General features: G+C 54.4%; 15 protein-coding genes. 3 read left to right on the top strand and 12 right to left on the bottom strand.

Features of this window, described 5'->3' with window-relative positions; translation table 11 throughout:
* Positions 1-8: 8 nt before the first annotated feature.
* Positions 9-704, bottom strand: a complete 696-nt coding sequence (locus tag L991_RS07630) for a ComF family protein (protein ID WP_255350777.1) — start codon at positions 702-704, stop codon at positions 9-11.
* 85 nt (positions 705-789) lie between these two features.
* Between L991_RS07630 and bioB the strand changes: the two genes are divergently transcribed.
* A complete protein-coding gene (gene bioB, locus L991_RS07625; RefSeq protein ID WP_047393768.1) occupies positions 790-1773 on the top strand; it encodes a biotin synthase BioB in 984 nt (327 codons plus the stop codon).
* Between the two features lie 144 nt (positions 1774-1917).
* On the opposite strand, the gene L991_RS07620 is transcribed toward bioB, so the two are convergent.
* From L991_RS07620 to L991_RS07610, 3 genes are read right to left on the bottom strand one after another with little or no spacing between them, the layout of a single operon-like run.
* On the bottom strand, positions 1918-2202 hold the full coding sequence (locus L991_RS07620; protein ID WP_028448964.1) for a metal-sensitive transcriptional regulator: 285 nt from the start codon (positions 2200-2202) through the stop codon (positions 1918-1920).
* Positions 2174-2404, bottom strand: a complete 231-nt coding sequence (locus tag L991_RS07615; RefSeq protein WP_028448965.1) for a heavy-metal-associated domain-containing protein — start codon at positions 2402-2404, stop codon at positions 2174-2176. The genes L991_RS07620 and L991_RS07615 overlap by 29 nt, the downstream gene beginning before the upstream one ends.
* Positions 2405-2413: 9 nt before the next feature.
* Positions 2414-4705: a heavy metal translocating P-type ATPase gene (locus L991_RS07610; protein WP_052190718.1), complete on the bottom strand. Its 2292-nt coding sequence runs from the start codon at positions 4703-4705 to the stop codon at positions 2414-2416.
* A gap of 364 nt (positions 4706-5069) precedes the next feature.
* Here L991_RS07610 and L991_RS07605 point away from each other — a divergent pair, with 364 nt between their 5' ends.
* On the top strand, positions 5070-7493 hold the full coding sequence (locus tag L991_RS07605) for an EAL domain-containing protein (RefSeq protein ID WP_081986577.1): 2424 nt from the start codon (positions 5070-5072) through the stop codon (positions 7491-7493).
* Between the two features lie 91 nt (positions 7494-7584).
* On the opposite strand, the gene dnaE is transcribed toward L991_RS07605, so the two are convergent.
* Complete coding sequence (gene dnaE, locus L991_RS07600) at positions 7585-11025, bottom strand: DNA polymerase III subunit alpha (RefSeq protein WP_047393765.1); 3441 nt, start codon at positions 11023-11025, stop codon at positions 7585-7587.
* Positions 11026-11106: 81 nt separating this feature from the next.
* Between dnaE and L991_RS07595 the strand changes: the two genes are divergently transcribed.
* Positions 11107-11289, top strand: a complete 183-nt coding sequence (locus L991_RS07595; protein WP_028448968.1) for a YjfB family protein — start codon at positions 11107-11109, stop codon at positions 11287-11289.
* A gap of 64 nt (positions 11290-11353) precedes the next feature.
* Here the strand turns inward: L991_RS07595 and L991_RS07590 are convergent, their stop codons facing one another.
* From L991_RS07590 to ccoO, 7 genes are all read right to left on the bottom strand, one after another.
* A complete protein-coding gene (locus L991_RS07590) occupies positions 11354-11947 on the bottom strand; it encodes an NF038129 family PEP-CTERM protein (protein ID WP_081986576.1) in 594 nt (197 codons plus the stop codon).
* Positions 11948-11963: 16 nt separating this feature from the next.
* Positions 11964-14651, bottom strand: coding sequence for a lamin tail domain-containing protein (locus tag L991_RS07585; protein ID WP_081986575.1), 2688 nt, complete (start codon positions 14649-14651; stop codon positions 11964-11966).
* 174 nt (positions 14652-14825) lie between these two features.
* Positions 14826-15320: a FixH family protein gene (locus tag L991_RS07580; protein ID WP_047393762.1), complete on the bottom strand. Its 495-nt coding sequence runs from the start codon at positions 15318-15320 to the stop codon at positions 14826-14828.
* Complete coding sequence (gene ccoG, locus L991_RS07575) at positions 15320-16765, bottom strand: cytochrome c oxidase accessory protein CcoG (RefSeq protein ID WP_047393761.1); 1446 nt, start codon at positions 16763-16765, stop codon at positions 15320-15322. Before ccoG ends, L991_RS07580 begins: the two co-directional genes overlap by 1 nt.
* Positions 16766-16874: 109 nt before the next feature.
* Positions 16875-17786 (bottom strand): cytochrome-c oxidase, cbb3-type subunit III, encoded by a 912-nt coding sequence (gene ccoP / locus L991_RS07570; protein ID WP_047393759.1) that lies wholly within the window; start codon positions 17784-17786, stop codon positions 16875-16877.
* Between the two features lie 3 nt (positions 17787-17789).
* Positions 17790-17975, bottom strand: coding sequence for a CcoQ/FixQ family Cbb3-type cytochrome c oxidase assembly chaperone (locus tag L991_RS07565; protein ID WP_028448973.1), 186 nt, complete (start codon positions 17973-17975; stop codon positions 17790-17792).
* Positions 17976-17980: 5 nt separating this feature from the next.
* Entirely contained in the window at positions 17981-18595 is a 615-nt protein-coding gene (gene ccoO / locus L991_RS07560) for a cytochrome-c oxidase, cbb3-type subunit II (protein ID WP_028448974.1), read from the bottom strand.
* Between the last annotated feature and the right edge of the window lie 16 nt (positions 18596-18611).

Here is an 18611-nt window from a genome sequence, read left to right as displayed (position 1 = left end):
GATTGAGTTTATGGCTTGCGCGATAAGCCCTCGGGCGTGCGGCTCAGCACCAAAGTCCACACCTCGCTGGCCCCCGCAGCCAGTAGCGTGCGGCTGGCCTCATGCAGGCTGGCGCCACTGGTCATTACATCATCAATGAGCAGCACGCGTTGCCCGGTTAGATCACCATGCGCCGCAAAAGCACGGCGGACGTTTTTCCAGCGCGCCCGCGCGCTCAAACGGGCTTGATGCTCGGTATCGCGCTGGCGGCTAAGGGCGTGGGCGTGAATGGGGAGGTGCAGCTGGCTGGCCAGCCCGAGGGTCAGCTCCATAGCCTGATTAAAGCCGCGTTCGCGCAAACGCTGTGGGTGTAGTGGTAGCGGGATTAGGGCATCGATGCCACTCAGCTCGTGCTGCCACGCGGGGATGCTGAGTGGCAGTAGGCTCCGCAGATGTTGCCACTGCCCGGCAAATTTCGCGGCCTGAATCAACTCTTTGATGGGTGAGTTATAGAGATACAAGGCATAGCTGCGCGTAAAGGCGGGCGGATGGCGCTGGCACTGGCCGCATAATTCGCCTGTCGTGGCGGGGCGGGCGCAGCGCGGGCAGCTGCTGGTTTGCTCCCAGCGCGGCAGCTGCACTTGGCAAGCCGGGCAGCAGGCGTGCGCTGGCCCCAGGTGCAGGCTGCGGCAGAGCAAACATTGTTGCGGGATAAAGTTGTTCAAAAAATGTGTGAATAAATTTGACAATGCCAGCGCTCATTCGGACAATCCAGCTTCAAGCTTAGAACCAAACAGGAATTGCCACCGCATGAGCCAATGTCAAACCATCGAATTCAAGCGCCATACCCCGCATCCAGAACAAGCTTTGTGGAGCCGGGAAGCGGTGGCCGAGCTGTTTGCCCTGCCGTTTAATGATTTGCTGTTTCAAGCGCAGCAAGTGCATCGCGCCAATTTTGATGCCAATAAAGTGCAGCTCTCGACACTCTTGTCGGTCAAAACCGGCGGCTGTTCGGAAGACTGTGGCTATTGCTCGCAATCCAAGCGCTATGACACCGGTCTGGAAGCGCAAAAGCTGATGGACGCCGACGAAGTCATTGCCGTAGCTGCGGTGGCCAAAGAAAACGGCGCCTCACGCTTCTGTATGGGCGCGGCGTGGCGCGGCCCGAAAAACCGCGATCTGGATGAAGTAAAGAAAATGATTGCCGGTGTAAAGGCGCTGGGGCTAGAAACCTGTGCCACTTTCGGCATGCTCAAAGAAGGGCAGGCCGAGCAGCTTAAAGACGCGGGGCTGGATTACTACAACCACAATCTCGATACCTCGGAAGAAAAATACAGCGATATCGTCAGCACCCATAGCTACGCCGATCGGCTCGATACCCTCGGTAAAGCGCGCCAAGCCGGGCTGAATGTCTGCACCGGCGGGATTGTTGGCCTGGGTGAAACACGGCTGGATCGGGTGGGGCTGCTCACCCAGCTGGCCAATCTTGATCCGCAACCGGATTCGGTGCCGATCAATAATCTGGTGCAGATTGATGGCACGCCGCTTGATGGCTCGGAAAAAGTCGATTGGACCGAGTTCGTGCGCACGATTGCCGTGGCGCGGATTATCATGCCAAAAACCTATGTGCGCCTCTCGGCCGGCCGTCAGCAAATGCCTGAGCAAATGCAGGCGCTGTGTTTCTTGGCGGGAGCGAATTCGATTTTCTACGGCGACAAACTGCTGACCACCGGTAACCCGGATGTGGAAGGCGATAAGGCGCTGTTTAAAAAACTGAATCTGCAGCCGCTGTAATGCCTGCTGCAATACCTGTCTGGGTATGTTGCTCTAGATCTTATTAATATTGGCTTAGCGCTATATACGTATTGGTGTGGCGCTAGTCATAGCCAGAAAAAACCACGCCGCGGCGTGGTTTTTTGCTGGATGCGGCATCAGGGCTTAGCCACGTACTTTCTTAATCACTTGCAAGAGATCCGCCACTGCAGCGTCGGCTTTGCCGGCTTTCAGCGCTTGGGCGATGCAGTCTTGAGTTTGTTGCTCAAGCAGAATCAGGGCCAGGGCATCCAGCGCAGAGCGTGCGGCAGCCACTTGATTCAGCACTTCGCTGCTGGTGCGATCTTCTTCGATCATGCGGGTAATGCCAGACACCTGACCGACAATGCGGTTCAGGCGTTTGATCAGTTGATCTTTGTTTTCACGCTCTTGCTTCAGGGATGATGTCATATCCAGCTTCCTCTATGGTGGTTTCCAGCGCCGCGCGGCTGGTTTGCGTGGCATCGAACACGATGTGTGCCTTGCCGGGGTTTAAGGTCACGGTGGTTGAAATCACCCCCGCAACGGCTTCCAATGCACGCGTGACCGCTGCGCTACAGCCGCCGCAACTCATGCCCGCAATGTTGATTTCAATACTGCTGTGCGTACTCATCTTGATTCCTCACCAGCGCATTCGTTTCAGCAGCAAGGCGTTGCCAATCACGGATAGTGATGACAGCGCCATTGCTGCGCCGGCCAGCATCGGGTTGAGCCAACCCAAGGCCGCCAGCGGAATGCCCAGAATGTTGTAAATAAAAGCAAAAAACAGGTTTTGCCGGATCTTGCGCAAGGTGGCTTGCGAGAGCACGATGGCGCTACTGATCTGACGTAAATCATTGTGCATCAGCGTGATATCGGCGGTTTCCAATGCCACGCTGGCGCCGGACTGCATGGCAAAGCTGACGTCGGCAGCGGCGAGGGCGGGCGCATCATTAATCCCATCGCCGACCATCCCCACGCGCTGCCCGCTGGCTTGCAGACGGGTGACAGCGGCGTGTTTGTCGGCCGGGGTGCTACGCCCATGCGCGGCCGTGATATTGAGTTGCTGCGCGATGGCCGCCACCGCGGCGGGTTGATCGCCACTCCAGATTTCCAAGGCCACCCCGTGCGCCCGCAGCGTCTGCACGGCTTCGGGGGTGCTAGCGCGTAAAGTGTCTTGCAATAAAATCAGGCCGGCAGGGTGGGTATTGATCGCAATGCCAACTAGCGTAAAGCCGCTGGCTAGATACGACTGGTAGGTATCGATATGCTGGCCAGCAAACGCCCACTCAGGCTTGCCCACTTGAATTTGCAGCCCATTTACTGTGCCGCTTAAACCCGCGCCAGCTTCCTGCTGCAAGTTGCTGACCGGCCACAACGCCATGGCGGGCAGATCCGCCAAAATAGCGCGCGCCAGCGGGTGCTGGCTGTGTTGTTCCAGGCTAGCGGCCAGGCGCTGCAGTTCGGCGGCGCTGTAGTTAGTATCCAGCACGACCAGCTCTTGCAGGCGAGGCTCACCGGTCGTCAGGGTGCCGGTTTTATCCACCAATAGGGTATTGAGCTGGCTGGTGGTTTCGAGGGCGCTGGCATCGCGAAATAGAATACCGCGCTGCGCCCCCAGGCCCAGCCCGACCATCACCGCAGTCGGTGTTGCTAAGCCGAGTGCGCAAGGGCAGGCAATCACCAGCACGGCGACCGCGCGCAAGATGGCGGCGTCGGCTGCGGGCAGGAAATATAGATTGCCAAGCAAAGTGAGTGTGGCAATTAGCAAAATCGCCGGTACAAACCAAGCCGAAACGCGATCAGCCAGCTGCTGAATCGGCGCTTTACTGCCTTGGGCGGCTTGCACCAATTGAATAATCTGATTGAGCTGTGTGTCGACCCCCAGTGCGGTAACACGGATTTGCGCGCTACCAAGCTGATTGCGCGTGCCGGCATATACGTTGTCGCCACTGGTTTTTTCTTGTAGTTGCGCTTCGCCAGTCAGCATGGCTTCTTCCACGCTGAGCGTGCCAAGCAGCAGTTCGCCATCAATCGGGATGGTTTCACCGGCCCGCACTTGCACGATATCGTTGAGCTGCAATACGGCGATCGGTAACTCTTGCCATTGTTCAGCGCGTAGCACGCGGGCGGTAGTCGGTTGCAGCGTGAGCAAAGCACGGATTGCGGCCCCGGTTTGGCGCTTGGCCCGCTCTTCCAGCCATTTACCCAGCCAGACCAGCGCAATTACCGTGACGCTGGCTTCAAAATACAAGGCTGGGTTGTGCGCAAAAAGATGCCAAACACTCAGCCCCCAAGCTGCCGTGGTGCCGAGAGCCACCAGCACATCCATATTCGCCGCGCCGCCACGCAACGCCTGCCAGGCGCCGCGATAAAAACGCCTACCGGCGATGGTTTGAACCAATGTGGCTAAGATCAGCTGCGACCATGCTGGTATGGCTAGCGTATGCACACCGGCAAGCATCAGCACCATGTCCAGCCAGAACGGCACAGCACAAAGCAAAGCCAAGATCAGTGGGAGTGGGGCGCGTGTTGTGATGCTGCTTCGTGTGGGTTCAGTTTGTGCCGTGTTAGCAGTAAACCCTGCTTGACTAATCCAGTTTTGTAGCTGGCTAATGCTATACAGCCCTTGCGGCGTAGTGAGGATTGCGGATTCGCTCGCGAAATTAACTGTCGCGCTCATGAGCGGCTTTTTATTCAGTACTTTTTCCAGCCGCGTCGCGCAGGCCGCGCAGCTCATGCCGCCAATCTTGAACTGAATTGTCTGCATGCGGGCCTGAAAGCCACTGGCGCTGATTTGCGCCAGCACAGCAGGCCACTGCGCTGGGTCGGTGCTAATGCTGGCGGTCTCGGTGGCGAAGTTCACCTGCGCGGCAACGCCGTCCAGCCGATTGAGTTGTTTTTCCAAACGCTGCGCACAGGCAGCACAACTCATTCCCTCGATAGGTATCTGCAGGGAATGATTGCTGGCTGATGTGTGCGAGGAAGTACCCATAGGGGTATCTTAGTGGCTATACCTGATACCCGCAAGGGGTATATAGAATGTGCATCATTGATTTACAACACTTTTTTTGCGCTGCTGCGGTACAATTACCGATTGCGCGCGAATGCAGGCCGTGCGGCACATAGCTTTCGTTGCGCTCGTGTTAGCTGTCGGCTAGTGGCGTAAAGACTTGCAATGTTGGTGAGATGTCGCTTTATCGCGGTTGCGCTGACGATCAGACTTGTTTCCTTACAAAGCTGCGTTTATTCTGAATCCAGCACGATGTTTCAAATGAATTAATCAGGTGTCCACTTAGGTGTTTTCTCAATTTTTCCACCGCATCGGCCGTTTTTACACCGCAAACCGTTTAGCCTGGCACCTGATTATTGCGGTGTTTGCCTCGGGGTTGGTGGTAACCGTTGCGATGACACTTTTCTTGCTCAAGCTCGAATATGATCGCAGCCTGGCGCAGACCCAATCCGATCTGCAGACCTTGGGGCGAAGCGTAACGCCGCAATTAGCCTCCAATCTATGGCTCGTGAATACTGAGGCAATTCGTGGCCAGCTTGATTCGCTACTGCAAACCCGCGTGGTGAAGCATGTCGTGTTGGTCGAAAGTGATGGTCAGCAGTATGTCGCGGGGGAGTCGCAGGATCTCAAGCACAATGTGGTAACGGCCAAATTCCCTGTGGTGTACCAGCACCCGTTGAATAATAAAGAGGTGGTGCTTGGTGAATTGCAGCTGAGCAGCACTTTGAATGAGCTGGAAAGCCGTCTATACGCCCAGTTTATCCGCTTGCTCATCTTGCAAGGGATTGGCATGGGCTGTGCAGCGATCTTCTTTTTATTTCTATATCATCGTTTAATCGCGCGGCATTTAAGCCAGATCGCTGATTACACTCGGCGCTTTAATTATCAACATTTATCCGAGCCCTTAAAAATCCTCCGCAGCCACGCGAAGCCGGATGAAATGCAGACGCTGGTTGATGCAATCAATGAAATGCGCCGCAATATTCGCAGCGGGCACGAAGAGCGGGAATTGGCGCAGCGGGCACTGTATGTTGAAAAAGAGCTGGCGGAAGTGACGCTGATTTCGATCACCGACGCCATCATCACCACCGATAGCGAATTTAGAATCAAGCTGATTAACCCTGCGGCCGAATCACTGTGCGGCTGGTCTAGTCAAGATGCTCGTGAACGTTATGTTGCCGATATCCTCTGTTTAGGGGGCGACCTTACTCCCGACGATTTGTATCGCGTGCTCCTGGCGGCGCGCGACAAACTCAAGCCGCAAAATGGCCTGAAAGCGACGCTACTTAATCGCGATGGTCATCAGTTACATGTGGAATATGCCGTGGCGCCGATCTCCGATCAGGACGGTCAGGTGGTTGGGCTGGTGCTAGTGTTGCACGATGTGACCGAATCGCAAGCCCTGACCGAGAAACTTGCCTATCAGGCCGAACATGATTACCTAACAGGCCTAACCAATCGGCGCGGGTTTGAAGCGGCATTGGCGCGTGCGCATGAGGCGGCGCTGAAGGGGCAAACCCAGCAATACTTGATGCTGCTGGATCTGGATCAATTCAAAGTAGTTAACGACACCTGCGGCCATTTGGCTGGGGATGAGCTGCTGAAAAATGTCACTGCGCTATTGCAAGGTTTGATGCTGCCGGGGCGCTCGTTACTGGGGCGTTTAGGTGGCGATGAATTTGGCGTACTTTTGAATTCGGCAACGCGCGAAGAGGCTGAACTCCTGGCCGAGCGGATTCTGCATGCGCTGATGCAATTTCGTTTTGTCTGGCAGGATCGCCCGCATGGCGTCACGGTAAGTATTGGCTTGGTGCAGTTGGATGAAGAATGCGCCAGCCCGCAAGAGGCCATGAGCCAGGCCGATGTGGCCTGTTTTGCCGCGAAAGATGCCGGGCGGAATCAGCTCAGTTGGTACAGCCACGAAGATGGTAGCCTGCAAGAGCGGCACAATGAAATCCAGCTCTTGGCCACACTAAAAGAGGCCTTCGAGCAAAATCGCTTCCTGCTTTACTATCAGGCCATCATGCCGATGAATCAGCTCGATCAGTCCGCACATCATCTGGAAGTATTGTTGCGGATGATTGATCAGCAGGGGCGGGTGATTGCGCCTGGGGCATTTATTCCGGCCGCCGAGCGTTATGACATGATGGCGCAAGTGGATCGTTGGGTGGTGGAAAACAGTATCCGCTATCTAGCCGATTGCCAAAGTCGCAATGAAGATTTGCCGCATATTGCGATTAATCTTTCGGGCAAATCGCTCACCAAGCAAACGCTGGCCTTTATTCTGGCGCAATTGGATCAGGCACAGGTGCCGCCGTATCTGATCTGTTTTGAGATTACCGAGACGGCAGCGATTGCCAATCTCAAAGAGTCGTCGATCTTTATCGAAACCTTGCGCACCCGTGGTTGCAAATTTGCACTTGATGATTTCGGCAGCGGCTTCTCTTCGTTTAATTATCTGAAATCGCTACCGGTGGATTACCTGAAGATTGATGGCTCACTGGTGACGGATATTGCGCATGATAAAGTCAGCCGGCAAATGGTGATTGCCGTGAACGACATTGCCCACAGCCTGGGCTGTAAAACGATCGCCGAATTCGTAGAAAACGAGGCTATCCTGCAAGAGCTGGCCGCGATTGGGGTGGATTATGCGCAGGGGTATTTCTTTGGAAAGCCCGCGCAGCTTGCACCATCACTGCATACTGCATAGGGTATATCTGAATAATTAAAAACCCCGCTTCGGCGGGGTTTTTAATTGGGCAAGTCTTTGCTTGAGTTTGCCGAGAAGAGCTTGCTCAGGGCTAGAACTTCACTTCCACCGCCTGCGGCCCCAGCCATTCTTTGAGCTCAAGCAGCAATTCATCGCGCAGCACCGCGCGCCAGTTCTGTCCCAGCCGCACGGTACAACGCGCCGTGCTGTTTTGATAATCCACCTCGACCGCGCAACCTTCATCGGCACAATGCGCTGACAGCACTTGCCGTAGCCGGGCTTCATCGGCCTGCATGCCCAGGTTGAGGCGCAATACGCGGGCAAAATGGCTGCGGGTTTCGGCGATATCGAATACCCGCTCGGCCACGATCCGTTGCCCGCCGGAGAAGCGGTCTTCCGACACTTTAGCTTCCACCACGATCAAAGCATCATCTTTGACCTTAGTGCGGTTGGCTTCAAATACGTCGGAAAACAGCGCCACTTCAACTTTGCCATTGCCGTCATCCAGCTGCACAAAGCCCATGCGGCCACGTTCACCGTTTTTAACCCGCATCCCAGCCACAATCCCGGCAATAAATTGCGGTTCGCGCTGGTTTTGTAGCCGATCGAGCCGAGTTTTGATCAGGCCTTTGATGGCTTTGGCGTGGGCGTCAAACGGATGGCCCGACAGATAAAAACCAATCGCGGTTTTTTCTTCGGCGAGCTTGACCTTGTCATCCCAGCGCGGCGCTTCGATCATTTCGATTTGCGGCGCCGCCGCTGGCTCGAGCATATCGAACAAGCTGATCTGATTGGCGTTGGCCGCTTCGGCATCGGCCACGGCCATGGCTTGCTCAACATTGGCCATCAAGCGGGCGCGATGGTCGTCGATGGCATCAAAAGCCCCACCACGGATCAGCGCTTCCAGTACCCGTTTATTGACCTCTTTTTTATCGGTGCGGCGGCACAGATCGTACAGATCGGTGAACGGGCCGTTTTTCTCGCGCTCGGCCACGATCATATTCACGGCGCTCTCGCCCACACCTTTGATGGCGCCCAGTGCATAGCGAATTTGCCGTTTGCCTACCGGCACAAAGCGATAGAAGCTTTGATTGACATCCGGCGGCAGAAGTTCGAGTCTGTTTTTTTCGAGGCAGTCATCGTAAAAAACTTTCAGCTGATCGGTGTTATCCAGCTCGGATGACATCGTGGCAGCCATAAAGGCGGCGGTGTGATGGGCTTTGAGCCAGGCGGTGTGGTACGACACCACTGCATAGGCGGCCGTGTGCGATTTATTAAAACCGTACTCGGCAAACTTGGTCATCAGGTCGAACAGCTGCTCGGCCAGTGCCGGATCGTAGCCTTTCTTGGCCGCACCTTCGGCAATGGTCGCCCGGTGCTTGGCCATTTCTTCCGGCTTTTTCTTACCCATCGCGCGACGTAGCATATCGGCGCCACCGAGGGTATAGCCACCAATAATCTGTGAAATCTGCATCACCTGCTCTTGATACACGATCACGCCGTAGGTGGGCTCAAGGCATTTTTCCAAGTCTGGGTGGAAATAGTCGGGCTGCTCGATGCCTTTTTTACGGTTGATAAAGGTGTCCACCATCCCCGAGCCCAGCGGGCCCGGGCGATAAAGGGCCAAGACCGCAATAATGTCCTCGAAACGGTCAGGGGCGAGCTTTTCCAGCAGGCGTTTCATCCCGTCCGACTCGACCTGGAATACGCCGGTGGTATTGGCATCGCGGAACACCTGATAGGCGGCCTGATCTTCAAAGCCCAAGCTCATTAAATCGAGGTATTCGCCGGTTTGCTCTTTTATGTATTGCAGCGCTAATTCGATAATCGTTAAGTTGCGCAGGCCCAAGAAGTCAAACTTCACCAAGCCGACTTGCTCAACGTCGTCTTTATCCAGCATCGACACGGGCGAGGCGTCTTCGCCCGCAGCCTGATACACCGGGCAGAAATCGGTAATTTGCCCGGGGGCAATCAATACGCCACCTGCGTGCATACCGATATTACGGGTGAGGCCCTCGAGTTTTTTCGCTAGCTCCCACAGCTCTTTGAGTTCTTCTTCGCGCTCGATCCGCTCGGCAAGCTCAGGCACCATCTCCACCGCATCATCAAGGCTATATTGCTTGCCCGGAGCGGCGGGGATCAGTTTTGACACGCCATCGCAAAACATATACGGCAGATCCAGCACCCGACCCACATCGCGCACCACGGCTTTGGCGGCCATCGTACCAAAAGTGGCAATCTGGCTGACCGCTTCGGCGCCGTATTTTTCCCGCACGTATTCGATCACGCGCCAGCGGTTTTCCTGACAGAAGTCGATATCGAAGTCGGGCATCGATACCCGCTCGGGGTTCAGGAAACGCTCGAACAGCAGGGCGTAGGCGGTTGGGTCGATGTCGGTAATGCCGAGGCTATAGGCAACCAGCGAGCCCGCACCCGAGCCACGGCCCGGGCCAACCGGGCAGCCGTTGACCTTGCCCCAGGCAATGAAGTCCGCCACGATCAGGAAGTAACCCGGAAACCCCATCTGAATAATGGTGTCGGTTTCAAACTTCAGCCGTTCGTAATAGCGTGGGCGCTCGGCTTCGCGTTTAGACTCATCGGGGTATAGCTGCGCAAGGCGCATTTCCAAGCCGCGTTTGGCCTCATACACCAGAAAATCATCCAGCGTCATGCCATCGGGGGTAGGGAAGAGAGGCAGATAGTTTTTGCCTAATACCACATTCAGATTGCAGCTCTGCGCAATCACCGTGGTATTGGCCAGGGCTTCGGGCAAGTCCGCAAACAGGGTTTGCATTTCGCTGACCGATTTGAAATATTGCTCTTCGGTAAAGCGTTTGGGCCGGCGTTTGTCGGCCATGACATAGCCTTCGGCAATGCAGGTACGTGCTTCGTGGGCTTTAAAGTCATCCCGATCCATAAATTGAATCGGATGGGTGGCCACCACCGGTAAATCGAGTTGGGCAGCTAAATCGAGATGCCCTTGCAGACTATTTTCGCTACTCGGATTGCCAGTGCGCTGAATTTCCAAATAGTAGTTACCGGCGAACTGCGCCTGCCACCATTGCGCCGCCGCTAGTGCCGCTGCATCGTTATTGGCAAGGATGTATTGCCCAACTTCGCCCAGCTCCGCCCCTGAGAGGCAAATCAGGCTGCTGTTATCGCCGGCGGCCAGCCAGGCCTTTTTCAGCTCGGCACGGCCACGGTATTGATTGTGCTTGTAGGCTTCGGTGAGAAGCTCACAAAGGCGACCATAGCCGGCACGGTTTTTACAAATTAGTAAAATGCGGTAAGGCTTATCCCGGTCGTCTTCATTTTCGACCCAGGCATCAACGCCAACAATCGGTTTCAGGCCGGCATTGCGACAAGCTTTGTAATGCTTGACCATGCCAAACAAGTTCATTAAATCCGAAACGCCCAAGGCCGGCATTTGCTCGGTCTTGGCGCGTTTAACCGCGTCGTCCAGGCGGACGATACCGTCGGTCACAGAAAATTCGGAATGGAGGCGTAAATGGATAAAGGGAGGCGCTTTCATGCCGATAGTGTAACATCAGCGCTGTTTTACTGCGCCGATTCCGCCGCCTTGGGCGGGTGAAGTCAATGTACGGGAGGTCCTATGGACGCAGGCTTGGTAAATGCCGCTAGTAATGCGGCGCCCAGTGATGTGGCACCGTTAATGGTGCTGAAAAAAGCCATGGATCTGCAAGCCAACACCACACTCAGCCTGCTGGCGGCATTACCGGCGCCAGCCACGGTAAACCCCGCTCATCTGGGGCAGAATGTGGATGTACGTGCCTGAACGGTTTGCAATCCGGCAACAAAAAACCGCCCCGTGGGGCGGTTTTTTTATTAAACCAACGGGCTTAGCGTTGGCGACGACGGCTGCGGGCATATAGTGCGGCGAGCCCCAGTCCCAGCAAGGCATAGCTTTCTGGCTCGGGCACTGGTGCAACTTGTACACCCGTGGCATGGTCTTGCTGTAGCTGGCCGGGCAAGGCATTGAACTGCAGCGCGGCTAAGCCGGCCTGATTGGTTTTGAGCAGATTGAAGTCTTTATCGAGTAGCTGCAAGCTAAAGCTCATGCCGTCTGAGCTAGGCTGAGTTAGCCAGTCGCCCGCGAAGTCGAGCACAAAGTGCAATTGATGACCATAGATGATGGATTGGGTCCAGCTAGCTAAGGCTTGGGCACCTTGGCTATTGAGTTGCAATTGCTGGCCAAGCTGGCCTTGCTGCTGACTTTGATCCAGCACATCACCCAGCTGAGCACCGGTAAAGCGGCTGATGGTGGCTAAAACGCCAGGACGATTGGCATCGCCACCCAGTTGAAACGATAAGACGCCATCCATGCCTTGCAAGGCTTGGGTATCGATATTTACCGAAAAAAGTTGGGCTTGGGCCGCCTGTGTGGCCAAAAAGAGCGCCATGGCACTGGCGAAATGGTGAATAGTTAAACGCATAATCTTTCTCTCTGAATTAGTAATTAAATACCGCTTGTTCAACGGCTAGCTCGTAGCCAAAAGCTTGTTTGCTTGGGTTGCTGAACTGTAGTTGCACGGTATTTCCAGCAGTAAAGCTGATGTATGGGCCGTTAGCGCTTGTTGCTGTTGCATTTGCGAGAGATACCCCGGCAGGTAAACCTTTAACCACCAAGCGATAATTACCAGCAGCAGCCGTCACCGCCCGGGTGATCACTTGGCTGCGGTATTGTTTGGTTTTCAGATCGAGCACGAGGCCAGATTTGCTGAGGCTAAATTGTGCCGTGACGTCTTGGATGCTTTGCGGAAGGCGAATGCGAGCTACTTCAGGGTCGTGGTCACTCACTTGATCGGCAAATTCGGCGTTGGTATGCACGACATCATATTCAGCGAACCGCGCGAGATTTTCAGACAGCAGGATATGATCGAGCACTTGGCTATTACCTTCAAACACATAGCTATAGCGCTCGCTCTCCGGCAATTGCTCTACCATATCCACCATGCCGGCCGCCTTAAGTTTGGCCAGCGGCGCTGAGAACTGATAGTCATTCAAATCACCCATGACCGCGATCTTGGCATTTGGATTTAGGATTTTTAGGTCACGAACAAAATCGGCCACAATCTGCGCTTGCTGATTGCGCTGCACCTCGCTGCTCAAGGTCGGTGGCTGGAAGCGGCCTGCTACCGGCTGATCACCTCCTTTAGAGTTGAAGTGATTGGCGATCACAAACAGTTTATGCCCGTTGAACATAAACTCGCCCACCAAAGGCTTGCGGCTGTTATTGAAGGCGCTGCTGGCCGGCTGGATGCGACCCGGGCTGTGGGTCAGGCAGGCAATCTCTGCACAAGCCACGCTGTTAACCGCGGTATTGGCAGTCGCACCCGAGCGGTCAATGAAACTGACGCGTGCTGGATTAAACATCAGCACTTGGCGGATATTGCCGCCTGGCTCGCCGCCATCCTGATTGCGAGCGGGATCAATTTGCCGATAGCTGTAATTTGGTCCACCAGCTTGGCGAATAGCATTCAGCAACACCTCCATGGTGGCGGCTGCACTTACCAATTCAGTATCGGTGGCGCCGTTACCATCTTGCACTTCCATCAGCCCCACCACATCCGGGCTGCGTAGATTAGTGACAATCTGGCTCGCTAGGCGATTGATTTTGGCCGGATCGTCTTTCGGGTCGAGGTTTTCCACATTGAATGAAGCCAGTGTCAGCTCATCGGCAGCGGCTGCACGTGTGATTTCGGCCTGCAAATTGCCGCGGCTTAGCGGGGCCAGATCGCTGGCAATGAGGCGGAAATTCGCAAAGTTATAGTCCAGCACGCCGACTGCATACTGGAAGCTATCGCCAACATTGGCCTCAGGCACTACCGCGTTGCCACTCACCAGTATCAGACGGCCCGAATTTCGCTCATCTTCCGTGATGGTAATGCCGCCTCGTTGATTGGGTAGTGTGGTTTGCTGGCGATAGTTCGCAACGATCGCCGTATCGTGGGCGGCGTAGCTTTGAGTTGGGCCAACGACTTGGGCGCCGGTGACGCTAACTCGCATGCCTTCGAGTGACTCGAGGAAATCGAGCGCGTTTTTAAGATCGAGTTGCGGGCTAGTTTCTACATCGCCGGCCGCACCTTGCCAGTAGCGCGCGGGGATTTTACCCGTGATCTCGATCGGCGCTGGCAGTGCTTGTTTTTGGGCCGTGATCTTAATCTGCGCCATACTGCTTTCTAGCTCGGTGACAGTGAGTTGGGCACTGTCTACACCACCCGGGCGGTATTCTTTAACTTTGCCGCTAACTTCAACGGCATCGCCAATCGCGACCGTGGGGGCCGTTTTGGTGAAGACATAAATGCCTTCTGATGTGAGCGGATTATTATCTGGCAGAGTGTCTTGCATGAAGAAACCACCTGCCGTCACTTGGGTGACAACCCCAGGAATGCGGCTAACGCTTTGCCCATTCAAGCTCGAAAGATGTCGCTGCCCTTGGATGTCGTGAATCCGGATTGCCGAAGGTGGCTGGCTTGGCTCGCTGGGATCAGTGGGTTTGCTGGGGTCAGTTGGATTGTTGCTGCAAGTGACCGATTGGCTGGCGCTGTTGCGCGGATTGACGCTACCCACGGCAAAATCGGAGCTATTACTTTGGCTGTCTTGGCAGCCATTGAGTTTGCGGCTAATTGATTGGGTATTGGAAGGGGCGGGGGCCGGTTTATCTTCGCTGGCGTTCGCGCTACCAAAGCCAACAAAATCAGCAACCTCAGCCGCGCCAGCGCAGTTGCTGCCACAGGCGAGTGCGGTTTGATTGCGTACCAAGGCCACTTTCCCGGCGCTAGCACTCATCGCGATATTGCCGCTAAAGTCTGGTGTCGGTAGTGCTTGGCTGCCGCCCTGGCCAGTTGCTTGCCAGATTAGCAAATATTGCCCCGCCGCGAGCGTGCCGCTTAATGGGGTGACCTGCCAGCTGCCACCAGTTGCCGAGGCGTATTGCACTGACCAGTTGTTTAATTCGACCGGCTGGTTGCTGGTGTTCAGAAGCTCGATAAAATCATTACGATAAGTGGCGCCATTATTGCCACCGCCGCCATAAATCTGGCTAATGACTACTGAACTGGCAGCTAAGCTCGGGCCTGCCATAGCCAATGCAATCGCTGCCACTAGCGTTTTGCAGTGTGGTGTTGTGTGTTTCATCCCTGTTTCTCATTCTTGTGATGGCGAAATGCCAGCCGAGCAATGTAAGGGGCGAAGATGAAACGTTTATGTGTTTGGCATGAAGTTGGTGTTTCAAATTGATGTCGCGCCCCGATTGCTTAATCATAAAAAAGCCCCGTATGAACGGGGCTTGGGGTTTGACCTAAGGGGGTATTACTTGCTGGGCTTTAATTCTAAAGGCTCACCGGGCAATACCTGCCATTGTTTTTCAAGACGCCAGTGTTTTTGCTGATCGGATAGTTCAAACACCCAGCGCTCGGCCAGTAAGGCCCGCGGGAGGCTGCCGGCAAATAGATTGCCGCCCTGGGGCTTGAGTGTGATCTGCTGATCTAGCCCGGTGCGGGTCGGGTGGCTAACTTGTAAAACCAGATCGCCGGCCACCGCTTGATTCATGATCACCCGTACTTGCTGTAGATTGTCACTGAGCAAGACCTGCGCGCCCAGCCCCAGTTGCCCGGCTTGTTGGTCAAGCGCGAGCTTTTGGTTGATTTGCTGGCCTTCTTTGTAATAGCTGTCACTGACCAGGCTATCTTGGTTGGTATTGACGAGATAAATCATCAATATGCCACCCAGAATAGCCAGGACTGGAAACAGAATCAGTAGCCAGACATGGCCATAGTTGTACCAAGGTTTTACGTCTTCTTGCATTAATCTCGTCCGATGAAAGTGGCCTTTTCCGTGGTTTTAATCGCGGGCTCATCAATCGACTGAATAATCAGTTGAATTGGATGGCTGCCCGCTTTAGCGTGCTGTGGTGCAACTTGTATTCGTACAGAGACTTCAGTGGTGCCGGTTGGTTCCAATGTATAGCGATTGTGCTGCTCGGCAATCACTTTAATGCCCTCCAGCCCGCTAGCGCTGATCTGGTAGGTATGGGCTTTTTCGCTGGCATTTTGAATCTGCACCCGATAGGTATTTTCCAGCCAGCCGTCTTCCACTTCGCGCACCAAAGCCACACGATCACGCTCGATATTGACTTTGATCGGTTGCCGCGTTGCCAGTGAGTAGACGGTAATGCCCATAATCACACTCAAAATTACCGCATAAACGATCACCCGAGGCCGTTTCAGGCGCGAGATGATCTCATTTTCTGGGTATTTGTGCTCAAGTGCGTTTTCGGTGGTGTAGCGAATCAACCCACGCGGATAATTCATTTTATCCATCACTTCATCACAGGCATCAATACAGGCGGCACAGCCAATGCACTCGTATTGCAAACCGTCGCGAATATCAATCCCTACGGGGCAAACCTGCACGCAGATCGAGCAATCGATACAGTCGCCCAGGCCTTGTGCTTTGTAATCGGAGCCTTTTTTTCGTGTGCCGCGCTGCTCGCCGCGTTCCTGGTCGTAGCTGATAATCAGCGTGTCGGCATCAAACATGGCGCTTTGAAAGCGTGCATACGGGCACATGTATTTGCACACTTGCTCGCGCATCCAGCCAGCATTGCCATAGGTGGCAAAGCCATACAGCCCCACCCAGAATAGCTCGGTGCTGCTCATGCTCAACGTGCTGAATTCAGTCCAAAGCTCGCGAATAGGAGTGAAGTAACCGACGAAAGTAAAGCCTGTCCATGCCGCCAGCAGTAGCCAGAGGGTATGTTTGCTGGCTTTGAGGCGGATTTTGCGGGCGCTGAGCGGGGCATTGTCGAGTTTAATGCGCTGCGCGCGATCACCCTCAACCCACTTTTCAATCCAGAGGAAAATTTCGGTGTATACCGTTTGCGGACAGGCATAACCACACCAGAGCCGGCCGCCGATCGTGGTCCAGGCGAAGAGGCCGAACGCCGATAGCAGTAGTAGGGCGGTGAGGTAGATAAAATCTTGCGGCAGAAACACAAAGCCGAAGATGTAGAATTTGCGTTGAACTAAGTCGAATAACAGCGCTTGCCGTTCATTGATTTGTAGCCAAGGTACACAGTAGAAGAATAACTGTGTAGCGATAACGAAGAAAATCCGCCATTTATTCCAGAAGCCATTGATCCAGCGCGGATAGATTTTTTTATGCGCGGCATACAACATGACTTCTTCAACTTCGCCGTCGTCCTTTACATTAACGACATTGACTGGAATATCTTTTAGCTTTTGGCTCATGTGAACGCTCCCTGCCTTGAGCTCGTCAGTGAGTGACGAGTATGGCAATTCGCCGGTGAGAAAAAACGGGCAGGTGATGCCTGCCCGTTCTGGTATTGCTGCAGTTTAATTACTTATTGCTATCGCGCAGGCTGTAAACATAGGCTGCCAGCAAATGTACTTTGCCGTCGCCTAGGAATTCTTTCCACGCTGGCATCACGTTATCGCGACCATTGGTGATGGTCTCAACAATCGTGGCTTCTGAGCCACCGTATAACCAAGTTTTGTCGGTCAGGTTAGGTGCACCGATGCTCTGGTTGCCTTTACCATCGGCGCCATGACAAGCCGCGCACACTTGTTTGAAAGTTTCTGCGCCGCGCTCAGCACGCACATCGTTGAAAGCCGGGCTGCCAGAGATTTTCAGGACGTAGTTCGCGGCATCGCGCACTTTTTCTTCACCAAAAGCCGCACCAAACGCGGGCATCTGGCCATGACGACCTTTGTTCAGCGTTTCCAGAATATTCTCTGGTTTGCCGCCATACAGCCAATCACCGTCAGTCAGGTTTGGGAAGCCTTTGGCGCCGCGAGCGTCTGCACCATGACACTGCACGCAGTAAGTCATAAACAGGCGTTTGCCCATGGCATTGGCTTCTTTGTCCTGCGCCACCGCAGGGATGTCCAGCTTGGCGTACTTATCGTACAGCGCTTGGTACTTGGCATCCGCTTTGGCTACTTCTTCCTTATGCTGGCCTTCTTGCGACCAGCCTTTGGCGTTACCCATCACCACCAGGCCTGGGTAGAGCCAGAAGTAGCCCACGGCAAAGACCAGCGTCAGCACGAACATACCGACCCACCAGCCTGGCAGGGGGTTGTTGTACTCTTCCAGATCGCCATCCCATTTGTGGCCGGTTACTTCGGCTTTTTCACCTTTCTGAAGCTTCACCTTCATTTGGCTCAGCAGGAGGTAGGCACAGAAAACCACCCCTAGAATGGCTACGGTTGCAATGAAATAGCCCCAGAATCCGCTTGTAAAGTCTGTCATTCTTTATTCTCCGTTAGCCGATGAGGACTGCTTGCCCGACGATGGCAGATCATCGTCGAGGAACGGTTGTTGAGCGGCATTATCAAAGTGCTGCTTGCTGTTTTTGCTGTAAGCCCAGAGGCAAATAGCAACAAACAGAATAAACCCCAGCACGGTCACGAGAATGCGCACGTCGTTCTGCAGATCCATCGTGCTTACCTTTTATTTTTCAGCGCAAGACCCAGGCCTTGCAGATAGGCGATTACCGCTTCCATTTCGGTTTTACCTTCAACTTCTTTGCTGGCATTGGCGATATCAGCATCGGTATAAGGTACGCCCAGCTTGCGCAGCGCTTCCATTTTCTTCGGCGTAACAGTCGAATCAATGGTATTGGCCGCGAGCCATGGGAAGGCAGGCATATTCGATTCAGGTACAACATCACGTGGGTTCATCAAGTGCACGCGATGCCATTCATCTGAGTAACGACCACCCACACGGGCCAGATCAGGGCCTGTGCGTTTTGAACCCCATTGGAATGGATGGTCGTAGACAGATTCACCCGCAACCGAATAATGGCCGTAACGCTCAGTTTCAGAGCGGAAAGGGCGGATCATTTGTGAGTGACAGTTGTAGCAACCTTCACGGATGTAGATGTCACGACCTTCAAGGCGCAGTGCGCTGTAAGGTTTAACACCGGCAATCGGCTGGGTTACTGATTTACTGAACATCAGCGGCAAGATCTCGACCAGCATCGCGATACTGATGGTGATGAAGGTCAGGATGATCAAGGCAGCTACGTTTTCCTCGATCAGTTTTTGGATTTTATTCATCGTTATTGTCCCTTAC

Source organism: Chitinibacter sp. ZOR0017 (assembly GCF_000799095.1).
Lineage (GTDB): Bacteria > Pseudomonadota > Gammaproteobacteria > Burkholderiales > Chitinibacteraceae > Chitinibacter > Chitinibacter tainanensis.
The sequence above is the reverse complement of the archived record's forward strand: the minus strand, read 5'-3'. Positions and strand labels throughout refer to the sequence as shown.

What these genes read in the sequence shown, in the direction of transcription:
- bioB (WP_047393768.1), top strand. Translation starts at nt 790, where the DNA reads ATGAGCCAATGTCAAACCATCGAATTCAAGCGCCATACCCCGCATCCA.
- L991_RS07620 (WP_028448964.1), bottom strand. Translation starts at nt 2,202, where the DNA reads ATGACATCATCCCTGAAGCAAGAGCGTGAAAACAAAGATCAACTGATC.
- L991_RS07615 (WP_028448965.1), bottom strand. Translation starts at nt 2,404, where the DNA reads ATGAGTACGCACAGCAGTATTGAAATCAACATTGCGGGCATGAGTTGC.
- L991_RS07610 (WP_052190718.1), bottom strand. Translation starts at nt 4,705, where the DNA reads ATGAGTTGTGCTGCCTGTGCGCAGCGTTTGGAAAAACAACTCAATCGG.
- dnaE (WP_047393765.1), bottom strand. Translation starts at nt 11,025, where the DNA reads ATGAAAGCGCCTCCCTTTATCCATTTACGCCTCCATTCCGAATTTTCT.
- L991_RS07595 (WP_028448968.1), top strand. Translation starts at nt 11,107, where the DNA reads ATGGACGCAGGCTTGGTAAATGCCGCTAGTAATGCGGCGCCCAGTGAT.
- L991_RS07590 (WP_081986576.1), bottom strand. Translation starts at nt 11,947, where the DNA reads ATGCGTTTAACTATTCACCATTTCGCCAGTGCCATGGCGCTCTTTTTG.
- L991_RS07585 (WP_081986575.1), bottom strand. Translation starts at nt 14,651, where the DNA reads ATGAAACACACAACACCACACTGCAAAACGCTAGTGGCAGCGATTGCA.
- L991_RS07580 (WP_047393762.1), bottom strand. Translation starts at nt 15,320, where the DNA reads ATGCAAGAAGACGTAAAACCTTGGTACAACTATGGCCATGTCTGGCTA.
- ccoG (WP_047393761.1), bottom strand. Translation starts at nt 16,765, where the DNA reads ATGAGCCAAAAGCTAAAAGATATTCCAGTCAATGTCGTTAATGTAAAG.
- ccoP (WP_047393759.1), bottom strand. Translation starts at nt 17,786, where the DNA reads ATGACAGACTTTACAAGCGGATTCTGGGGCTATTTCATTGCAACCGTA.
- L991_RS07565 (WP_028448973.1), bottom strand. Translation starts at nt 17,975, where the DNA reads ATGGATCTGCAGAACGACGTGCGCATTCTCGTGACCGTGCTGGGGTTT.
- ccoO (WP_028448974.1), bottom strand. Translation starts at nt 18,595, where the DNA reads ATGAATAAAATCCAAAAACTGATCGAGGAAAACGTAGCTGCCTTGATC.